This is a genomic window from Actinorectispora metalli (assembly GCF_056323685.1).
Genome location: NZ_JBREYE010000001.1, coordinates 2,354,216 through 2,371,271 on the forward strand (window position 1 = coordinate 2,354,216; position 17,056 = coordinate 2,371,271).

12 protein-coding genes are annotated in these 17,056 nt (G+C 69.1%); 4 read left to right on the forward strand and 8 right to left on the reverse strand.

Annotation, left to right across the window (positions count from 1 at the left end):
- The first annotated feature begins 53 nt into the window (after window positions 1–53).
- Together ACU6XJ_RS11015 and ACU6XJ_RS11020 are read left to right on the forward strand one after the other, a co-directional pair.
- A complete protein-coding gene (locus ACU6XJ_RS11015; protein WP_476309360.1) occupies window positions 54–1,202 on the forward strand; it encodes a serine hydrolase domain-containing protein in 1,149 nt (382 codons plus the stop codon).
- Window positions 1,203–1,222: 20 nt separating this feature from the next.
- The gene (locus ACU6XJ_RS11020) at window positions 1,223–2,710 is read left to right on the forward strand and encodes an alpha/beta fold hydrolase (protein WP_476309363.1); all 1,488 of its coding nucleotides are present in this window, start codon (window positions 1,223–1,225) and stop codon (window positions 2,708–2,710) included.
- A gap of 878 nt (window positions 2,711–3,588) precedes the next feature.
- On the opposite strand, the gene ACU6XJ_RS11025 is transcribed toward ACU6XJ_RS11020, so the two are convergent.
- Together ACU6XJ_RS11025 and ACU6XJ_RS11030 are read right to left on the reverse strand one after the other, a co-directional pair.
- Window positions 3,589–5,154, reverse strand: coding sequence for an alpha/beta hydrolase (locus ACU6XJ_RS11025; protein WP_476309365.1), 1,566 nt, complete (start codon window positions 5,152–5,154; stop codon window positions 3,589–3,591).
- Between the two features lie 136 nt (window positions 5,155–5,290).
- The gene (locus ACU6XJ_RS11030; protein ID WP_476309368.1) at window positions 5,291–6,187 is read right to left on the reverse strand and encodes a septum formation family protein; all 897 of its coding nucleotides are present in this window, start codon (window positions 6,185–6,187) and stop codon (window positions 5,291–5,293) included.
- Window positions 6,188–6,443: 256 nt separating this feature from the next.
- On the opposite strand from ACU6XJ_RS11030, the gene ACU6XJ_RS11035 reads away from it, so the two are divergent.
- Window positions 6,444–6,734 carry a DUF3311 domain-containing protein gene (locus ACU6XJ_RS11035; RefSeq protein WP_476313932.1) on the forward strand — a complete coding sequence of 97 codons (291 nt, stop codon included), beginning with the start codon at window positions 6,444–6,446 and terminating at the stop codon, window positions 6,732–6,734.
- A complete protein-coding gene (mctP, locus tag ACU6XJ_RS11040; protein ID WP_476309371.1) occupies window positions 6,731–8,392 on the forward strand; it encodes a monocarboxylate uptake permease MctP in 1,662 nt (553 codons plus the stop codon). Before ACU6XJ_RS11035 ends, mctP begins: the two co-directional genes overlap by 4 nt.
- A gap of 29 nt (window positions 8,393–8,421) precedes the next feature.
- Here mctP and ACU6XJ_RS11045 read toward each other — a convergent pair whose 3' ends face one another.
- The 6 genes from ACU6XJ_RS11045 to ACU6XJ_RS11070 form a co-directional block, all read right to left on the reverse strand.
- Entirely contained in the window at window positions 8,422–9,099 is a 678-nt protein-coding gene (locus ACU6XJ_RS11045) for a glycoside hydrolase family 25 protein (RefSeq protein WP_476309374.1), read from the reverse strand.
- 266 nt (window positions 9,100–9,365) lie between these two features.
- On the reverse strand, window positions 9,366–10,280 hold the full coding sequence (locus ACU6XJ_RS11050) for an ROK family protein (RefSeq protein WP_476309377.1): 915 nt from the start codon (window positions 10,278–10,280) through the stop codon (window positions 9,366–9,368).
- 33 nt (window positions 10,281–10,313) lie between these two features.
- Window positions 10,314–10,883, reverse strand: coding sequence for a DUF7158 domain-containing protein (locus tag ACU6XJ_RS11055; protein WP_476309379.1), 570 nt, complete (start codon window positions 10,881–10,883; stop codon window positions 10,314–10,316).
- Window positions 10,884–10,989: 106 nt separating this feature from the next.
- Window positions 10,990–15,318, reverse strand: coding sequence for a glycoside hydrolase family 38 N-terminal domain-containing protein (locus tag ACU6XJ_RS11060; protein WP_476309381.1), 4,329 nt, complete (start codon window positions 15,316–15,318; stop codon window positions 10,990–10,992).
- 123 nt (window positions 15,319–15,441) lie between these two features.
- Window positions 15,442–16,215, reverse strand: coding sequence for an amino acid ABC transporter ATP-binding protein (locus tag ACU6XJ_RS11065; protein WP_476309384.1), 774 nt, complete (start codon window positions 16,213–16,215; stop codon window positions 15,442–15,444).
- Complete coding sequence (locus ACU6XJ_RS11070) at window positions 16,212–17,036, reverse strand: amino acid ABC transporter permease (RefSeq protein ID WP_476309386.1); 825 nt, start codon at window positions 17,034–17,036, stop codon at window positions 16,212–16,214. The genes ACU6XJ_RS11065 and ACU6XJ_RS11070 overlap by 4 nt, the downstream gene beginning before the upstream one ends.
- Between the last annotated feature and the right edge of the window lie 20 nt (window positions 17,037–17,056).

Here is a 17,056-nt window from a genome sequence, read left to right on the forward strand (position 1 = left end):
GGACGCCCGGACGGGCAGCGTTGGCGGCACCGACCACAGAACTGGGGGACCAGATGCGAACAACGCGAACGCGGCTGACCGCCGCGCTCGTCGCCGCGACCCTGAGCACCTCGCTGCTCGGCACCGTCGCCGCCGCAGAGCCCGCGAGCGAATTCCAGCGGGACGTCAACGAGGTGGTCAAGGCGGGCTCACCGGGCGTGCTGGCCAGGATCGACGACCGGCACGGCACCCGGCGTGCCCGCGCGGGCGTCGCCGAACGCGGCACCGACCGCAAGATGCCGCACAACGCGCACTTCCGCGCGGGCAGCTTCACCAAGGCCCTGACCGCCACCGTCGTCCTGCAACTCGCCGCCGAGGACAAACTCGACTTGGACGACACCGTGGAGACGTGGCTGCCCGGCGTGGTCCGCGGCAACGGCAACGACGGCAGCCGAATCACCCTGCGACAGCTTCTCCAGCACACCAGCGGCCTCTTCGACCACCTCCGCGCCGAGGAGTTCAACGCCTTCCTCGGCTCCGCCGCGGAGTTCGAACGGCAGCGCTTCGAACACCGGACATCCGAGCAACTCATCGCGATGGCCATGCGGCACAAGCCGCTTTTCGAACCGGGCACCGGCTGGTCCTACTCCAACACCGGATACGTGCTGCTGGGCATGGTCATCGACAAGGCGACCGACGGCGACTGGCGACGTGAGATCACCAACCGCATCATCCGCCCATTAGGCCTGCGCGAGACCACACTGCCCGACCAAGACCCGCACCTGCCCCGCCCACACGCACAGGCCTACATGGCGTTCCCGGATCGCCCCGAACCGGTGGACGTCACCTCCATGAACATGTCCTGGGGCCCCGCCGCGGGCGAGTTGATCAGCACCGCGGCGGACGTGAACACCTTCCTCGGCGACCTGCTCGGCGGCAGGCTGCTGCCCCCCGCCCAACTGGCGCAGATGCAGACCACCGTCCCCACCAACTTCGAGGACGGCTACTGGAACGGCTCCCGATACGGCCTCGGCCTGGCCTGGATGAAGCTGACCTGCGGCGGCGGCTACTGGAGCCACGGCGGCGACGTCCTGGGCTTCACCACCCGCGACGGCGTCAGCACCGACGGCACCCGCCGCGTGACGGTCTCGGCGACCCAGCAGAGCGGCGACATCGACAACGCGGCCAACCGCGTCATCGACCACGCGATGTGCGCCAAGTGACCACGAAACGGAGACCCACCATGAAGATCCGCAAGGCAGTGCTGGGTGCCGCGGTCGCGGCGTTCGCGCTGACCGCCCTCACCCCGATCGCCCAGGCCCACGACGGCTTGGACCGCTACCACCGCCAGAAACTGAACTGGAAGTCCTGCAACCACGAGGAACTCGACAAGGCAGGCGCCCAGTGCGCCGACGTCACCGTCCCACTGGACTACAGCAGGCCCGACGGCCGCACCATCACCGTCGCCATCTCCCGCCTGCGGGCCACCGACACCCGCAACCGCATCGGCGTCATGCTGCACAACTCGGGCGGCCCCGGCGGCCCAGCCATACAGATGCCGTTGGAGACCCGCGAGGCCATGACCGAGCAGGTCCGCACCCGCTACGACCTGATCGGCATGGACCCGCGCTTCATCGGCCGCAGCACGGGGCTGAGCTGCGGCTGGCCCGGCATCGACATGTTCGGCTCCGCAGGCCTGACCAGGCAGCATTTCGACCGCCAAGTCGAGATCAGCAAGGAGCGGGCCCGCCAATGCTGGGACCGCAACTCCGACGTCCTGCCGCACGTCTCCACCCGCAACACCGCACGGGACATGGACATCGTCCGCGCCGCCCTCGGCGAGCGGAAGATCTCCTACTTCGGCTGGTCCTACGGCACCTACCTGGGCAGCGTCTACACCCAACTGTTCCCGCACCGCACCGACCGGTTCGTGCTGGACAGCGCGGTGGACTACCGCCGCTACAGCCCCAGCTTCGCCCACACCGGCCCCGCGAACGAGGCCGCCCTGCACGAGTGGGCCGACTGGGCCGCCACCCAACACGACAAGTACGCCCTAGGCCGCACCCGCGCCGAAGTCCTGGCAGGCATCGAACGCGTCATCCACACCGCGGCCCATAAGCCACTGAAGATCGGCAAGTACACCCTCGGCCACGAGTTCGTCCCGCTGATGCTGTTCGGCCCCGTGGCCGACGCCCGCCAGAACGCCGAGCTGGCCGACATCGTCCGGCTACTCCACGACGCAGCCGCGGGCAAGCCCGTCACCCCGAAACCGGAACTGGAGTTCTACCTCCGCCTGCTCGACTCGACCGAGGGCGGTGACTACGCCTCCTGGCAATCCGCTGTTCTCTGCGGTGACGTCGAGGCCGAGCGCGAGCCCGAGCGGTACTGGCGGAACATCGAGCGCACCAGGAAGACCCAACCGATCTTCGGCCCGATGGTGAACAACGTCAGCCCGTGCACGTTCTGGCGGGAAGCCCCACGCGAACGCCCGACTCGCATCCACAACGATGTACCGGCCCTGATCGTGGCCTCCACCGGCGACACCAGAACCCTCTACGAAGAGGGCGTCCAACTACACCGCGACCTGCGCGCCTCCCGCCTGGTCACCCTGGAGGCCCGCCTCCACGGCGTATTCGGCAACCTGCCCAACCGCTGCGTGGACGGCGCCATCAACTCCTACTACCTGACCGGCAAACTCCCCGACCGCAACCTCACCTGCACCGTGGACTGATCCGTGATCACCGGGGGCGGGCCGGCTGCTTCGGCTCGCCCTCCAGGCGGTGCCCATCGCTCGGCTGGTCAGCGGAGGGTTCCCATGCAGCCTTCGCATCGACTGGTCGCGGACAGCTTTGTGTTCCCACCCGTGGCATGAACAGGATCGGCCTCGCTGATCTGGTCCCACACGTGTTGACCCGGCGAGATGATCCAGCCCCACTTGGGCGGCTTGACCTTGGACTCGGTGAGGTGGATGCAAGTTCCGGGCCGGTGAGCCTTGCCGGCCTGTTTGATGAGGATGGTGTCCGGGGCGAACTGGGGCTCCGTCGAGGGAGTCTCCTGGCTCGCCCCGTGCCGGGAGTGACCGTGGGCAACGCAGCATGGATCACCCAACGAGGCACAGTCTGGACAGTCATTGTTCACGCCCGCCAGTATCGGGCGAGCGATCGCAGCCCGTGCGGGCTTTGGCCCAACCGGCGGGGATTTCTTGACGCGTGCCATCGCACGGCGGCTATTGGTTGCCAGTTCAAACTTTCCGGAAACCTGGCTATGGCCAACCGATAGGGATCTAATGCGTCTCTACGGTGTAGGAAGTAACGCAGCTCACACCTGCGAGCCGGTGCTTGCCGAAGAGCGCCGGGGAGCGGGAGCTAAGAAGGTCGCCATGTTCCACGCCGGACTGGCAATGCTGGCACTGGCCGTCTCTGCCGTTGCGATGGTGCGGATGTCCCCATCCTGGCGCGGCCACGGAGATGGCGTAGAGCTGACCGACACCGGGACAGCGGGAGATTCCACGGCCCCCCGACCGAGGAACCTCCCGGCCAGCGACTGATCGAAGTCGCCCTGCAGGTGGCGGCCGGCGCCCTGCGTTTCCGGCCGCCACCACATTCACCCCTATCGCGGCAGCGGCCCTGCTGCCCGGTGCCAGCGCGGCACCTCGTAGACCGGGCTTCCCGCGGTCGCAGGCTGGCGGGCGGTCGGATCGGGGATGGGCATTCCCGCACAGGTCAGGTCCTTGCCCGGCAGCACCCCGTCGACCAGGTGCGCCTCCACGATGTCGTCAACGCAGGCGTTCCCGGAGGCGTAGATCCCGTGATCACCCTCGCCGGTCACCGTCAGCATCACCGAACCGGCCAGCTTCGCGTGCGCCCGGCGCGCGCCCTCGATCGGCGTCGGCGCATCGTGCACCGACTGCACCATCAGGATCGGCGGCGCGCCCGCCCCGGTGGGCCGCTTCAACTCCAGCGGCGGCCGCTGCCACGAGATGCACGGCGCGTGTACTTGCAGCCAGCCCGCCAGCGGGTACTTCGGACCGAGCCGCTCGGCCTCGCGGATGAGGAAGGCCCGGTCGCCCCGCCACGGGGTGTCGTTGCACAGCGTCGAGTACAGCGTGGCCAGCGCGGGACCGCTGAGCTGGTCGATGATCGAACCCTGTCGGATCACCACCGTGCCCGCCTGCGAGTCCACCGCCGCCCGGACCGCGGCGAAGTCGGTGGCAAAGTCGGCGAAGGTGTACTTGCTGTACATGCCGGTGAACAGCAGCAAGTCGAGGTCCAGCGGCCCGAACTCGCCGCCGCCCTCGATCGTGAGCTTGCGCTCGGTCAGCTTGGTGCGGGCGTACTCGTAGCTGCGCCGGACCTCCTCGGCGGTCGTCCCGAGGTGGTAGCGCGACTCGTGCTTGGCCACCCACGGCGCGAAGTCCTGGCGGAAGCGACGCTCGAAACCCTGGCCGAACACGCCGAAGGCCTGCTGCCAGGAGGCGGTGAACTCGGTGTTGGAGTCCAGCACGAACTTGTCCACGCGCTGGGGGTAGTAGGCCGCGTAGTGCGAGCCCATCCAGGTGCCGCCCGAGTAGCCGAGCCAGCTGATCTTCTCCCGGCCCAGCAGGTGACGGAGCAGGTCGTAGTCCCGCATCGTTTGCTCGGTGTTCACGAACCGCCCGAACTCGCCGGAGCGGACCTGACAGGTCTTCGCCATCAGCTCGAACCCGCTGTAGATCAGGTCGAGGTTGCCGGGGCTGCGGTCGCGTGGGTCGTAGTCGGGGTACCGCGCGTCACCGCAGCTCACGTTGGTCGAGTCGCCGGTGCCCCGGACGTCGATGCCGATGATCTCCAGGTTGTCGACCAGCTTCTTGCGGTGCAGGAATCCCAGCGGCATCAGCCTGCCCGGCGCGCCGGGGCCGCCCGGGTTGGTCAGCACCGAGCGCCTCGGTTCGCCCGCCGCGGGCCGCAGCCTGCTGACGGCGATCACGATGTCCTGCTTCTCGCCCGCGTTGTTCCAGTTCCGCGGTGAAGAGAACGAACCGCACTCCAGCCGCTCCGCTCCCGGGGGCAGGCCGGGTGGCGGACCACCGGGGAAGCACGGCTTCCAGGCGATCTTCTGTTCGAGATATCTCTCGGGCACCACCGGATCGGCCTGGGCCGAACCGGCGACCGCCAGCGCCGACAGCGTTGTCAGCACGGCTAATAACGACATTCCACGTCTGCGCATCGAATCCCCCCGCTGCGGACCGCGGCCGCGGACAGTGTCGGCCGCCACCCTTCACTCCACTGGAGAAGGAGGATCCGGCGCCAATGCCTTTCGGCGGCAGGCGTGATCAGCCCGGAAGGGGATCGCTGCCGATGCCGCGAAGGCGGCCGTTGACGGGCTTCTCGGCCTCCGCGTAGCAGACCACCGTGGTGTAGCCCTGCGCCCAGCTGACCTGGGAGGGCAGCCGCCAGGTGCTGGTGATGTCGGCGCGGCGGTCGGTGGCGAGGTAGTCGGTGACCACCCGCCTGCAATGTTCCTGGGCCGCCTTGTTCATCTTGTCCTTGGGCGGCAGCGAATCCTGCGACCGGCCCAGGACGAGCGCGCCGGGCACCGCCTCGGCCAGATGCGGCTGCTCGCAGCCGACGCTGTTGAGCCGCGCGTCCCGGCTGGGTGAGCCGGAGGTGCAGGTCTGGAAAGCGTGGAAGCCTTCGGCGGCGAGCGCGCCGCGAAGCTGGCCGGTGCGCTGCTTGGACTCGCCGTCCGGGCCGATCTCGATGGCCGAGCAGAACAACCAGCGGTCGCCCTTGGCCCATTCGCCCGCCGACGGCCAGAACACCCAGGCCTGCACGCGGGTGGCGTCGAAGTCCCTGCTGCCCAGGTAATCCGGCAGCGCCTCGCGGCAGCGGGGGATGGACACGGTAGACAGCGCCCCGTCACCGGGGAACGGCGCCGAGGCGTCCTCGGGCAGTGTCTGCACCGAGGCGATCTCCATATCGTGCGGCTGGCTGCAATCGACCTGGATGAACTTCTTGGCCGTCATGCAGGAGCCCACCTCGGGCACGGTCGCCGGGCTCTGGTGCTGGGGCTGCCGGGTGCCGTTCACCGAGTCACGCGCATCGGGTTGAAAGGCGTTCTCGTCATGGGCGGGCCGCCCGCAGCCGGAAAGCAACAGGACGCCGAGCAGACCAAGGCAGGCCACCGTCGCACGAACAGCCGAGTGCGGCGGCCGTAGCGCCATGCCCATGGTGATCCCTTCAACTCTTACGGGGCCACCGTACCGCCTGCATGTCGCAACCTGCTCACGTTAGTTCCTCAACACTGTGCGACGGATCGGCACCTTTGTGTGACCAACAGGTTAGGGCGTTCGCGACAGGACTACAACGAAGCGGCCGATCACCGGGGACCAACGACCGTATAACGCTTAGGGTGTGCGCACGCATTTCCCTGCGGGCAGGCTCGTCGTGGAGCCTGCCCGCCAGGCGTTGCTTGGGGAGGAAGTCATGCCCGGTGCACCTCGGCGGTCCCCAGCGGGCGACCGCGCCGGACTACGGGTCTCCGCGTGGAACCTGCTGTTGCTGGTGCCGCTCGTCTCACTCGTGACCCCGCTGTTCAACCGCAAGGACCCGCAGCTGTTCGGTATGCCGTTCTTCTACTGGATCCAGTTCGCCTTCATCGTCGTCGGGGTGCTGTGCACCATGACCGTGTACCTCAAGACCAGGCAGGCGCCGGTCGTCACCGGCAAACCGGACCGCCTCGGCGTTGACGACCTGGACGAGGGGGACCGCAGGTGAACGGCTTGCAGTGGACCGAGATCATCGTCTTTTCGGTGCTCTTCGCGGTGGTCACCGTGCTGGGCTTCGTGGCATCCCGCTGGAAGGCGGGCGACACCCTCAACCACCTCGACGAATGGGGCCTCGGCGGCCGCAAGTTCGGCACCTGGATCACCTGGTTCCTCATCGGCGGTGACCTCTACACCGCCTACACCTTCGTCGCGGTGCCCGCGCTGCTCTTCGGCGCCGGTGCGATGGGCTTCTTCGCCCTGCCGTACACGATCATCGCCTACCCGCTGGTGTTCCTGCCGCTGCTGCGACTGTGGTCGGTCTCCAGGGTGCACGGCTACGTCACCCCCGCCGACTTCGTGAAGGGCCGCTACGGCTCCCAGACCCTGTCGCTGCTGGTCGCGATCACCGGCATCTTCGCGACCATGCCTTATATCGCGCTCCAGCTCATCGGGCTGGAGGCGGTGCTGCGCACCATGGGCTTCAACAGCAGCGGCTTCCTCGGCCACGCCCCGCTGTTCATCGCGTTCGTGATCCTCGCCGTCTACACTTACCAGTCCGGCCTGCGTGCCCCGGCGCTGATCGCGTTCGTCAAGGACATCCTGATCTACATCGTGATCCTCGTCGCGGTGATCTACCTGCCGCTCAAGCTCGGCGGCTGGGAGTCCATCTTCGGTGCGGCCGAGAAGAAGCTGAGTACCCCCGATCCGGCCACCGGGCAGCCCGCCGGGTCGATCCTGCTCGGCCCCAACAACCAGCTTCAGTACGCGACGCTGGCCCTGGGCTCGGCGCTGGCGTTGTTCCTCTACCCCCACGCGGTGACGGGTGTGCTGGCCGCCAAGGGCCGCAATGTGATCAAGCGCAACATGTCGGCGCTGCCCGCGTACTCGCTGCTGCTGGGCATGCTGGCGCTGCTGGGCTACATGGCCATCGCCGCGGTGACCAAGCCGATCACCAACAACGCCACCGGCCGGCCGGACAGCAACACGATCGTGCCGGTGCTGTTCGACCAGCAGTTCCCGTCCTGGTTCACCGGCGTCGCCTTCGCCGCGATCGGAATCGGCGCGCTGGTGCCAGCGGCCATCATGTCCATCGCCGCGGCCAACCTGTGGACCCGCAACATCTACAAGGAGTTCATGCACAAGGGCGCCACCCCGGAGCAGGAGGCCAAGCAGGCCAAGCTGGCCTCGTTGGTGGTCAAGTTCGGCGCGGTCGCCTTCATCGTGTTCATCGACCCGCAGTACTCGATCGACCTCCAGCTCATCGGCGGCGTGATCATCCTCCAGACGCTGCCCGCGGTGGCCATCGCGCTCTACACCCGCTGGTTCCACCGCAGGGCGCTGATCGCCGGCTGGTTCGCGGGAATGGCCTGGGGGATGTGGATGCTGTACCAGATCCCCAACGCAAAGACCGGCAAGGCGCACTTCGGCGGCTCGGCGCTCACGCTGGACAAGCTGTCACTGCTGGGCTGGCACCCGTTCCCGGACTCGAAGGTGCAGATCTTCGTGGGATTCGTGGCGCTGCTGGGCAACCTGGTCACGGCGGTGATCGCCACCTGGGTGCTGCGTCGGATGCGGGTGTTCAACGGAACCGACGAAACCGCAGTTGGGGATTACCACGCCGACGATGGCGATCCGAAACTGAAGCCGATCGCCGGCGTGGCCCACTAACGCTATTTCGACGGCGCTCCCGCGGATATTCAGTTCGCGGGAGCGTCTGCCGTCTCGGCCGCTCCGCTTCCCGCCGCGAGATCGGGAACGACCAGGCTGTTGAAATCCGCACCCGGCACCGTGGCGTTTCGATCGACATTCCCCGAAATACCGGGGACGGAACCGCTGCTGGTGTGCTGGTGCAGCACCAAACGCGGGTGTGACCAGCCGGGATTGCCCGGCTTGCCGTTGTAGCGGGCGATCCAGAGGTGCAGGTTCTGGTCGTTCCAGTCATTCGGACGGAGAACGTTGGTGAACCAGTCCAGATTCGCGTAGACGAGCATGTCGGTCATTCCGGTGCGAGCCCGGAAGCGGGTGACGAACTCGCTGACGAACGCGTTGGCCCTGCCGCGCAGCGCCGCGTCCTCCATGTCCAGCATCGGCACCAGCGCGCCCGGCTTCATCAGGTGGTGCCGCTCCAGCACCGAGGCGAAGTGCTCCACCTGCGCCGGAATGCTCGCGTTGCGGGCGAAGTGGTACCCGCCCGGGATGATCTGCACCGAGCGCGCGCCATCGGCGTTGCGGCCCAGCGTCGGGTCGGTGTAGCTGGTGGACTCGGTGGCCTTGATGCATGCGAAACGGATGTTGTTTCCTGCGACCGACCGCCAATTGATCGGCGGTTTGCCATCGACATTGTGGTGAGAAATGTCGATACCGTAAACCGTCACGGTGAACGTACCCCCTCGAGGAAAGCGTGCGCGACCGCGGTACTGCCAGGCAGGGACAGTACTCGCGGGTCGGCTGGTCCACGGTCATGGCGCGGCCGCCGACCCTGCCGCGCCCTCATCCACCTCCCCCAGTGGCTTTTCGGCGCAATGGCTATGCACAGAGTGCTTCCGCCCGGTGGATTACGTCAAGGTCATTCCCTGAGAGTGTTTACCGTTTAAGGGAGTTGACCTGATCGGCCTAATCCAGAAGTCGCAACCCGATTTTCTCAACTGCGACCATGAATCAGCCCGGCCGCTCCGATGACACCGGCGTCACCACCCAGCTGAGCTGGGACGACCCGAAGGCCGTCCAGATAGCCCAGCCGCGCGTGGGTCTCCAATGCTCGCTCGATCGGGTCGAACAACAGGTTGCCCGCTTTGGCCACCCCGCCGCCGACGATGACCATGTCCAGGTCCAGCAGCGCCGCCGAACCCGCGATGCCAAGACCCACCGCTGTGCCGCTGCGCCGGAAGGCCGCCAGCGCGACCTCGTCACCCGCCGCGGCCGAGGCGGCCACCATCTCCGCGGTGGCCTTCTCCCCGGGCGCCCGCCAGCCGGTGACCTCCGCCCACCGGGTCAGCGCCGGACCACTGGCCACCGTCTCGATGCAGCCGCGGCCACCGCAGGTGCAGGGCTCACCGTCGGGCTCCACCACGATGTGCCCGATGTGCCCGGCGTTGCCGGTGCGTCCGCCGTAGGGCTTGTCGTCGAGCACCAGCCCGCCGCCGATGCCGGTGGACACCACGATGCCCAGCACCGAGCGCGCGTCGCGGCCCGCTCCGATCCAGTGCTCGCCGAGTGCCATGCACAGCCCGTCCCCGGCCAACTCGACCTCGACACCTGGCACGAGCTCACGCACCCGCTCCAGCAGCGGGAACGCCTGCCAGCCGTCGATGTTGATCGGGCTGACCGTGCCCGCCACCGAATCCACCGGCCCCGCGCTGGCCACTCCGACACCCCGCAGCGCGGGGCGGTCCGCGAGCACGGGCTGGACGGCCGAGACCAGCGCGTCCCAGACCTGGTCGGCCGTTCCGGTCGGGGTCGCGGCCCTGTTGTGCCGGTGGATCGTGCCCTGGTCGTCCACCAGCGCGGCCGCGATCTTGGTGCCGCCGACGTCGATCGCGAGTACGGGATCAGCCATGCACGCATTGTCCGTGGTGCGGGTGGTCGACGCTCAGTGCCGGTGCGTGTTGTCGGGCTGCCGCGGATCACCGGGGTGCTCGTAGCCGGGGGCCAGCCGCACGGCCTCCGCGCGGCGCAGGTCCAGCCACTCCACGAACGCGGCCCGCCGCGCCGCGCCAAGCAGCCGCGCCTCGATGTCCGCGCGGACCTCGCCGAACTCGGCCGCCGCGGGGAACACGTCCGGGTTGCGCCGGAAGTAGCCCGCGACCTCTGCCTCAGGCACCGTCACCCCCGCGGTCACGGCGGCGAACACGGCTCGGGCGGTGACGTCGTTGGTCACCAGCGCCGCGGCGACGCTGCCAAGCTCCAGCAGCGCCGCACCGCTGGGCGCGATCTCCGCGACTCGCGGGCCGTCGGGACCGAGCCCCCTGCGGTGCGCCTCCGCCGCGACGACGCGCTCGGCGGCGATCAGCTGCACCAGCCAGCGCCGAAGCTGGCGGCCCTCGCTGGTGCCCGCCGCGGGCAGCCTGCCCGCGGGCGTGCGCTGCCGCAGCACGGCTTCCCTGTCATCCACATCGGACACCGGCACCGCGATGTCGTGCACCCATGCCGCGGCGTTCATCGGGCGATCACCTCGATCCGCGCCGGCACTGCGAAGTCGTGCACCCGCGCCGCGACGGTCACCGATTGCACCTCGATCCGCGCCGCGTGTACCCATGCCGCGATGCTCACCCGGCTCCCACCTCGATCCGCGCCGTCGCCGAGTACAACAACCGCCCGCCGCCGCCGACCTTCACCAGCGCCCACCAGCTTCCCGGCGCCACCCAGGGCGGCACCGAAACACCGAAGCGCAGGTCCAGCCTGCCGCCCGCGGGCACCTCGCCGCCGACCGCCCACGGCCCGAGCCACTCCCAGGTACCCCAGGGGCTGATCAGCCGCGCCTCCACCGGCAGCGCCGTCGCCGCACCATTGGCCAGCGTCACCACCAGCTCGCCGCGCTCCCCGGGCGCGACACGCACATCCGCAGGCCCGCCGACCAACCGCAGCAGATCACCGGGCGCGGCATCGGGCCAGTCGAGGATGTGCACCCCGGGCAGTTCCACGCCGAGCAGGTTGGGATGCCACTCCGGCACCACCACCGTCGCCACGTCCTCGACGGGCTGGTGCCAGCTGGGCGGAAGTTCCGGATCGGTGAGCTGAAGCCTGGCCCGCACCAGGTGCAGCCCCGGCCGCGCGCTGCCGGGCGCGGCGATCCGCACCGGCTCGGTGAGGTGCTCACCAGGGCCCAACTCGAACGCGAGCCGGGGCGGATCGGCCGTCCAGCCCTCGCTGACCAGCACCTCCACCGTTCCGCGCAGCGGCCCATCGGTGCGGTCGCTCGCGACGCTGAGCCGCACGCTCCGCTGGTCGCCCGCCTCGATCTCCAGCGCCCGCTCGGACAGACTGACCGCGGCGGGCAACCCGCCCAGCGGCGCGGGCCCGGTGTTGTACAGCCAGTACCGGGCGTACAGGGGTTGGGCCGGTTCGGCCTCGGGCGCCAGCGGCACCGGCACATCAACAGGCGGGGTGAGTACCTCCGGGGTGGTCAGCACGGTGGCGATCTCGAAGCCCCCCAGCGGAAGCCGCAGCGTTCCGTCCTCCGCCGCGGTCAGCATGGGCTCACCGGGCTGCTCCAGCAGATCGGCCCGCACCGGCTCGGAGAACCGCAGCACCGAGGACCCGACCTGCGCCGTCACACCCTCGCCGAGGGTCTCCACCAGCCGCAGTGCGAGCCGCACACCGGGATCGGCCGCCTCGGCGCTGCCCTTGGTCAGCGGGTTCCCGGCGGCCTTCACCGCTCCGAGCACCACCGACCGCGCCGGGTCGACCCGCAGCAGCGAACCGTGGCCAGGCAGCACTCCCTCCGCCGCCGGTTCGACCGGCACGGCCAGCAGCGGCCGCGAATAGGCCGCGCCCGCCGCTCCGATACCCGCTGTGCGCCAATCGCCCTCGCCGCTGGCGATGGCGTACTCGAAGGTGTGCGACCAGTGCTGAAGCTGGAAGTTGGAGCCGTCCGGCACGGTGCGCCGCGGCGGGTTGATCCACACTCCGGACGGCCAGCCGGTGCACGAGCGCATCAGCGAGGCATGCAGCGTGCCGTCGCTGGTCACCGCGAAACCCGGGATGCCCCGATTCAGCATCGCGACCGTGCGGCCTTCGGCGGTGCCGGGATCGGACGGCCGCTGCGCGACGGCGATCTCGTGGTCGTCCAGGTCCGCGACCACCACGTCGATCGCGGTCTGCAACGCCTCGCGGTCGGCCCCGGCGATGATCAGCGTCGGCAGGGCGCGGGCGTCCCGCAGGTCGGCGCCGGGCACCCAGACCTCCGCCAGCGGTCGCTCCGCGGGCACCCACACCACGGCGGTGCCCGCCGTCTCCAACTGCCGGTTCAGCTCCTCGGTGTACTCCGCGCCCGCCCGCCGCAGCACCTCGGCGGTGAAGGAGTTCTCCGCGGGCCCGCCCAGCGCGATGCGGGTGTCCGGCAGGTTCGAGTCCACCGACAGGTCGCCGTAGCGGGGACCGCCCCCAACACCGCAGGTCGAGGTGACACCGCTGCGGCCCAACGCCACCGCCAGCCGCCTGCCCAACTCCGCCGTCTCGCGGCGGCCCGGTGCGACCAGTTCCGCCACCGAGATCGGCCTGGCCACGTCATTCACCCTGACGGTGGCCGTCGCGGAAAGCCCGAACCAGGTCAGCGCCGGGTTGTCCAGCGTCCACGGGTGCTTGCCCGCGTCCACGTCGATCAGCCCGAAGCCCCGGCCGATCACCGCGTCGCCCACCTCGCTGACCGGGAGCGCACCCGGCACCGCGCAGGGCCAGCGCACCCGCAGCAGTTGGTCGGCGCCGTGGAACTCCGACACCACGGTGGACAGCTCCACCCGGTCGACGCCCTGCCAGAGGGTGATCAGCTGCCGATATCGCACGCTGCCCAACTGGCCGAGTACCTCGATGCGCTCGCCGATCGGACACCGCAGCAGCCGCACCGACCTGGCGGGCGAGGAACCCGAGGCGACCACCGGCCCCTTGGGCAGCAGATGCCACGGGCCCTCCCCGAAGCGGGGGTGGCTCGCGTACTCGTCGTAGAGCGCCAGTTCGTTGCCGACCTTGCCCTCGGTGATCAGCTCGCGGCCCTCGCCCAACTCCACCAGGCTGTGCACGCAGCCGCCCCGGTCCGGGTCGACGGCGAGCAGGTAGTGGTCGTTGGCGATCTCGGTGCCCTCCGCCTCCCGCCAGCCCGCGTCCGCGCCCTGGGCCTCGCGCAGAGTGAAGGTGCGCCAGCCCAGCGAGGGCACGTCCTTGGCGACGAAGCTCACGCTGTGCCCGTCGTGCTCCACCAACGCGGGCAGCACGGTGCCGTCCTCGGCCACCACCTCCACCGACCCTGCGGGCTCGTTCAGGCGCACGGTGACCAGGTCGGTGCGGTCGGCGCTCAGCGAGTTCCACACCACCACCCGGTGCCCGCTGCCCCGCACCTGCGCGCTCAGCACCCGCAGCGCGTTGTCCCGCGCGCCCACCGCCAGGTCGTGCGCCTCCCGCCAGCCGCCGAGCAGGTCGATGTAGACCTGATCGCCCTGCGAGCCGGTGATCCCGTCGTGGTGCGCGCCGTAGATCAGCTGCACCCACGCCTTGGCGAAGGCGGCGTCGGGGTAGCGCGCCCCGGTGAGCAGATTCGCGAACACCGCGAAGCGCTCGGCCTCCAGCAGAGCCAGTTCGGCCTCCCGCTGGGCCTGCTTGGTGTCGATGTAGGAAACGTCCTTGCCGGTGTAGATCGGGTTCATATCGCGGGTCTGCGGGCTCGGCTCCTCGGCCCGCTCCGCGAGTTCGGCGCGGACCGCGGCGAAGAAATCCCTGGGCAGCGAGCAGACGAACTTCGGCCACACGTACCGCTGCGACCAGTCGCGGTGGATGCGGGTGACCCACTTGTTCGGCGGCGTGTAGTCGGTGCCGACCGGGAGCAGCACGTTGCGGGTGGTCCCCACCTTCTGTAGGCCGAGGAACAGCAGGTAGGTCGCGGCCTCGGCCTGCGCCAGCGACACCGAGGAGTCCATCCACCAGCCCGCCGAGTAGTGGTCGGCCATGTAACTGGTGAGCAGGCCCCGGCCCGATGGGGAAATCCACTCGAACTCGCTGGCGAACTGCATCCGCCGCGGGTCACCCTTGATGCCGTCGCGGGACTCCATCGGACCCCACTGGTGGAACGGCCCGCGAGCCCAGGAGCTTGAGCTCAGACCCGCGTCCGCGGCCAGCCCGGGAAACGCCGGGTCGTGGCCGAACACGTCCAACTGCCAGGCCGTCGCGGGCTGGGCTCCCATCACGTGCCGTTGGAACCCGAGCCCGTGGATGAAGTTGCGGATGGTGTTCTCCGCCGTGGTCAGGTTCGTGTTCGGCTCGTTGTAGGTGCCGCCCATGATCTCGACGCGGCCCTCCGCGATCAGCCGCCGCAGCACCGCCCGGTCGTGGGGGTGGGTGTCCCAGTACGGCTTGAGGTAGTCCACCTCGGCCAGCACGAACTTGTACACCTCGTCCCGCAACGCGAGCTCAAGGTGCGCCTTCACCAGGTCGAACCCGGCGAACTGGAAGGAGTTGCGCGGCGAGCCGGGGAAGTCCAGCGCGTCCCAGTCGCTGGTGTAGGCGGCCTGGGTGTTCCACCACACCGGGTCGTAGTGGAAGTGGCTGACCATGTGCATGGTCCAGCCCGGTTCGGCGACCCGAAGCTGGAACGAGGCGGAGGCCTGCTCATCGCCCTGTTCCACCAGGGCCAGCCCGGTGAGCACGTCCCCGGTGGCGGCGCCGGGGGTGGCAACCCCGATCTCGATGGTGTCGCCAAGCGGCTCGGCCTCGGTCTTGGCCGCGATCACCGAGGTGACGGTGCCCGGACAGCCGATGCCCGCGCCCTCGATCCGCGCGGTCACCTCGCCGCGGGCGCCGTCCACGGCGATCCGCACGACCTGGAGTGGGTCTTGCTCGGTCCCGATGAACAGACCGGTTGCTTCCGCTGACACGATCCGTAGCGACATGGATATGACCATGAATGCCGAGATCGTCCCGGACAAGTGCAACAGGCTGCACCAACCGGGTGTTATCACGCGTTTCGCCACCAAAAGCCCCTCGGCGGGGACTTTTGGTGGCGAAAGCCGCTTCTAGAGGACGACCTCGGAGGCGTGCACCGGGTCGAGGACGCGCTTGAGGAAGGCCTGCGTGCGGGGGTGCTTGGGGGCGCCGATCACGTCGGCGGCCGGTCCCTCCTCGACGATCTTCCCGTCGTCCATGAACAGCACGCGGTCGGCCACTTCGCGGGCGAACTGCATCTCGTGGGTGACCACGAGCATGGTCATGCCGTCCTCGGCCAGCGCCCGCATCACCGCCAGCACATCGCCGACAAGCTCCGGGTCCAGCGCCGAGGTCGGCTCGTCGAACAGCATCACGTTCGGCTTCATCGTCAGCGCCCTGGCGATGGCCACCCGCTGCTGCTGCCCGCCGGAAAGCTGGGCGGGCATGGCGTTCTCCTTGTCGGACAGGCCGACCCGCGCCAGGTTCTCCTTCGCGAGCTTCTCCGACTCGGCCCGGTTCGCCCGCAGCACCTTCCGCGGCGCGATGGTCAGGTTGTCCAGCACCGAGAGGTGGCTGAACAGGTTGAACTGCTGGAACACCATGCCGACGCTGCGGCGGGCGGTGTCCAGGTCGGTGTCCGGATCGGTGAGCTCCTTGCCGTTGACGTTGATCGTCCCGTCGGTCGGCTCCTCCAACATGTTCACGCAGCGCAGCAGCGTGGACTTGCCGGAACCGGACGGCCCGATCACGCAGACCACCTCGCCCCTGCGCACCGCGAGGTCGACACCCTTGAGCACCTCGAGCGGACCGAACGACTTCTTCAGTCCGGTCACCTCGATCACCTGGTCGGGCTGGCTGCTCATGCGGACACCTTCAATCCGGTCGCTTCCGGCGAGCTGATCTTCTTACCGCCGGTCCGCTTCTCCAGATGCCGGGACAGCTGGGACAGCGGCAGCGTGATGATCAGATAGCACAAACCCGCCGCCAGCAGCGGCGTCATCGAGCCGGTCGCGTTCATGCCCTCCCGGCCGTACTTGGTCAGTTCGAACTCCGGCCTGGCCAGCCCGATCAGGTAGATCAGCGAGGAGTCCTTGGTGAGCAGGATGAGCTCGTTGGTCAGCGGCGGCAGGATGATTCGGAACGCCTGCGGGATCACCACCGTCACCGTGGTGCGGGTCGGCGACATACCCAGTGACCGGGCCGCCTCGACCTGCCCCTTGGGCACCGCCTGGATACCCGCGCGGATCGTCTCGGCGATGTAGGCCGAGCCCACCAGACCGAGCGCGAGCATGACCGTGGAGTAGGTGTCGAACCGGAGCCCGAATGCCAGCGGGATGCCGAAGCCCAGCGCGATGAACACCAGCAGCGCCGGCACACCGCGGAAGAACTCGATGTAGATGGTGGCCAGCCACCGGTAGGGCGGCACCGACGACAGCCGCATCAGGGCCAGGATCAGGCCGAGCAGCAGGGCGAAGGCGAAGCCGAGGATTGTGTAGGTGATCGTGTTGATCAGCGCGGTGGTGATGATCTCCGGCCAGAGCGGAGGCAGGGTGCTGAAGTCGAAGAACGCTCTGGTGATCTCGCCCCAGTCCGCCACGAGGGCGAGCACCAGCACGAGGACGGCGAGGAGGCCGTACTGCACCCGGCGGAAGACCTCGGCACGTTTCCGCTTGGACAGTGCCATTGAAGCTCCTTGAAGAGGTG

Bases quoted from the DNA above. Each gene is read 5' to 3' on its own strand.
- ACU6XJ_RS11060 (WP_476309381.1), bottom strand. From the start codon at position 15,318: ATGTCGCTACGGATCGTGTCAGCGGAAGCAACCGGTCTGTTCATCGGG.
- ACU6XJ_RS11055 (WP_476309379.1), bottom strand. From the start codon at position 10,883: ATGAACGCCGCGGCATGGGTGCACGACATCGCGGTGCCGGTGTCCGAT.
- ACU6XJ_RS11050 (WP_476309377.1), bottom strand. From the start codon at position 10,280: ATGGCTGATCCCGTACTCGCGATCGACGTCGGCGGCACCAAGATCGCG.
- ACU6XJ_RS11020 (WP_476309363.1), top strand. From the start codon at position 1,223: ATGAAGATCCGCAAGGCAGTGCTGGGTGCCGCGGTCGCGGCGTTCGCG.
- ACU6XJ_RS11070 (WP_476309386.1), bottom strand. From the start codon at position 17,036: ATGGCACTGTCCAAGCGGAAACGTGCCGAGGTCTTCCGCCGGGTGCAG.
- ACU6XJ_RS11030 (WP_476309368.1), bottom strand. From the start codon at position 6,187: ATGGGCATGGCGCTACGGCCGCCGCACTCGGCTGTTCGTGCGACGGTG.
- ACU6XJ_RS11035 (WP_476313932.1), top strand. From the start codon at position 6,444: ATGCCCGGTGCACCTCGGCGGTCCCCAGCGGGCGACCGCGCCGGACTA.
- ACU6XJ_RS11015 (WP_476309360.1), top strand. From the start codon at position 54: ATGCGAACAACGCGAACGCGGCTGACCGCCGCGCTCGTCGCCGCGACC.
- ACU6XJ_RS11065 (WP_476309384.1), bottom strand. From the start codon at position 16,215: ATGAGCAGCCAGCCCGACCAGGTGATCGAGGTGACCGGACTGAAGAAG.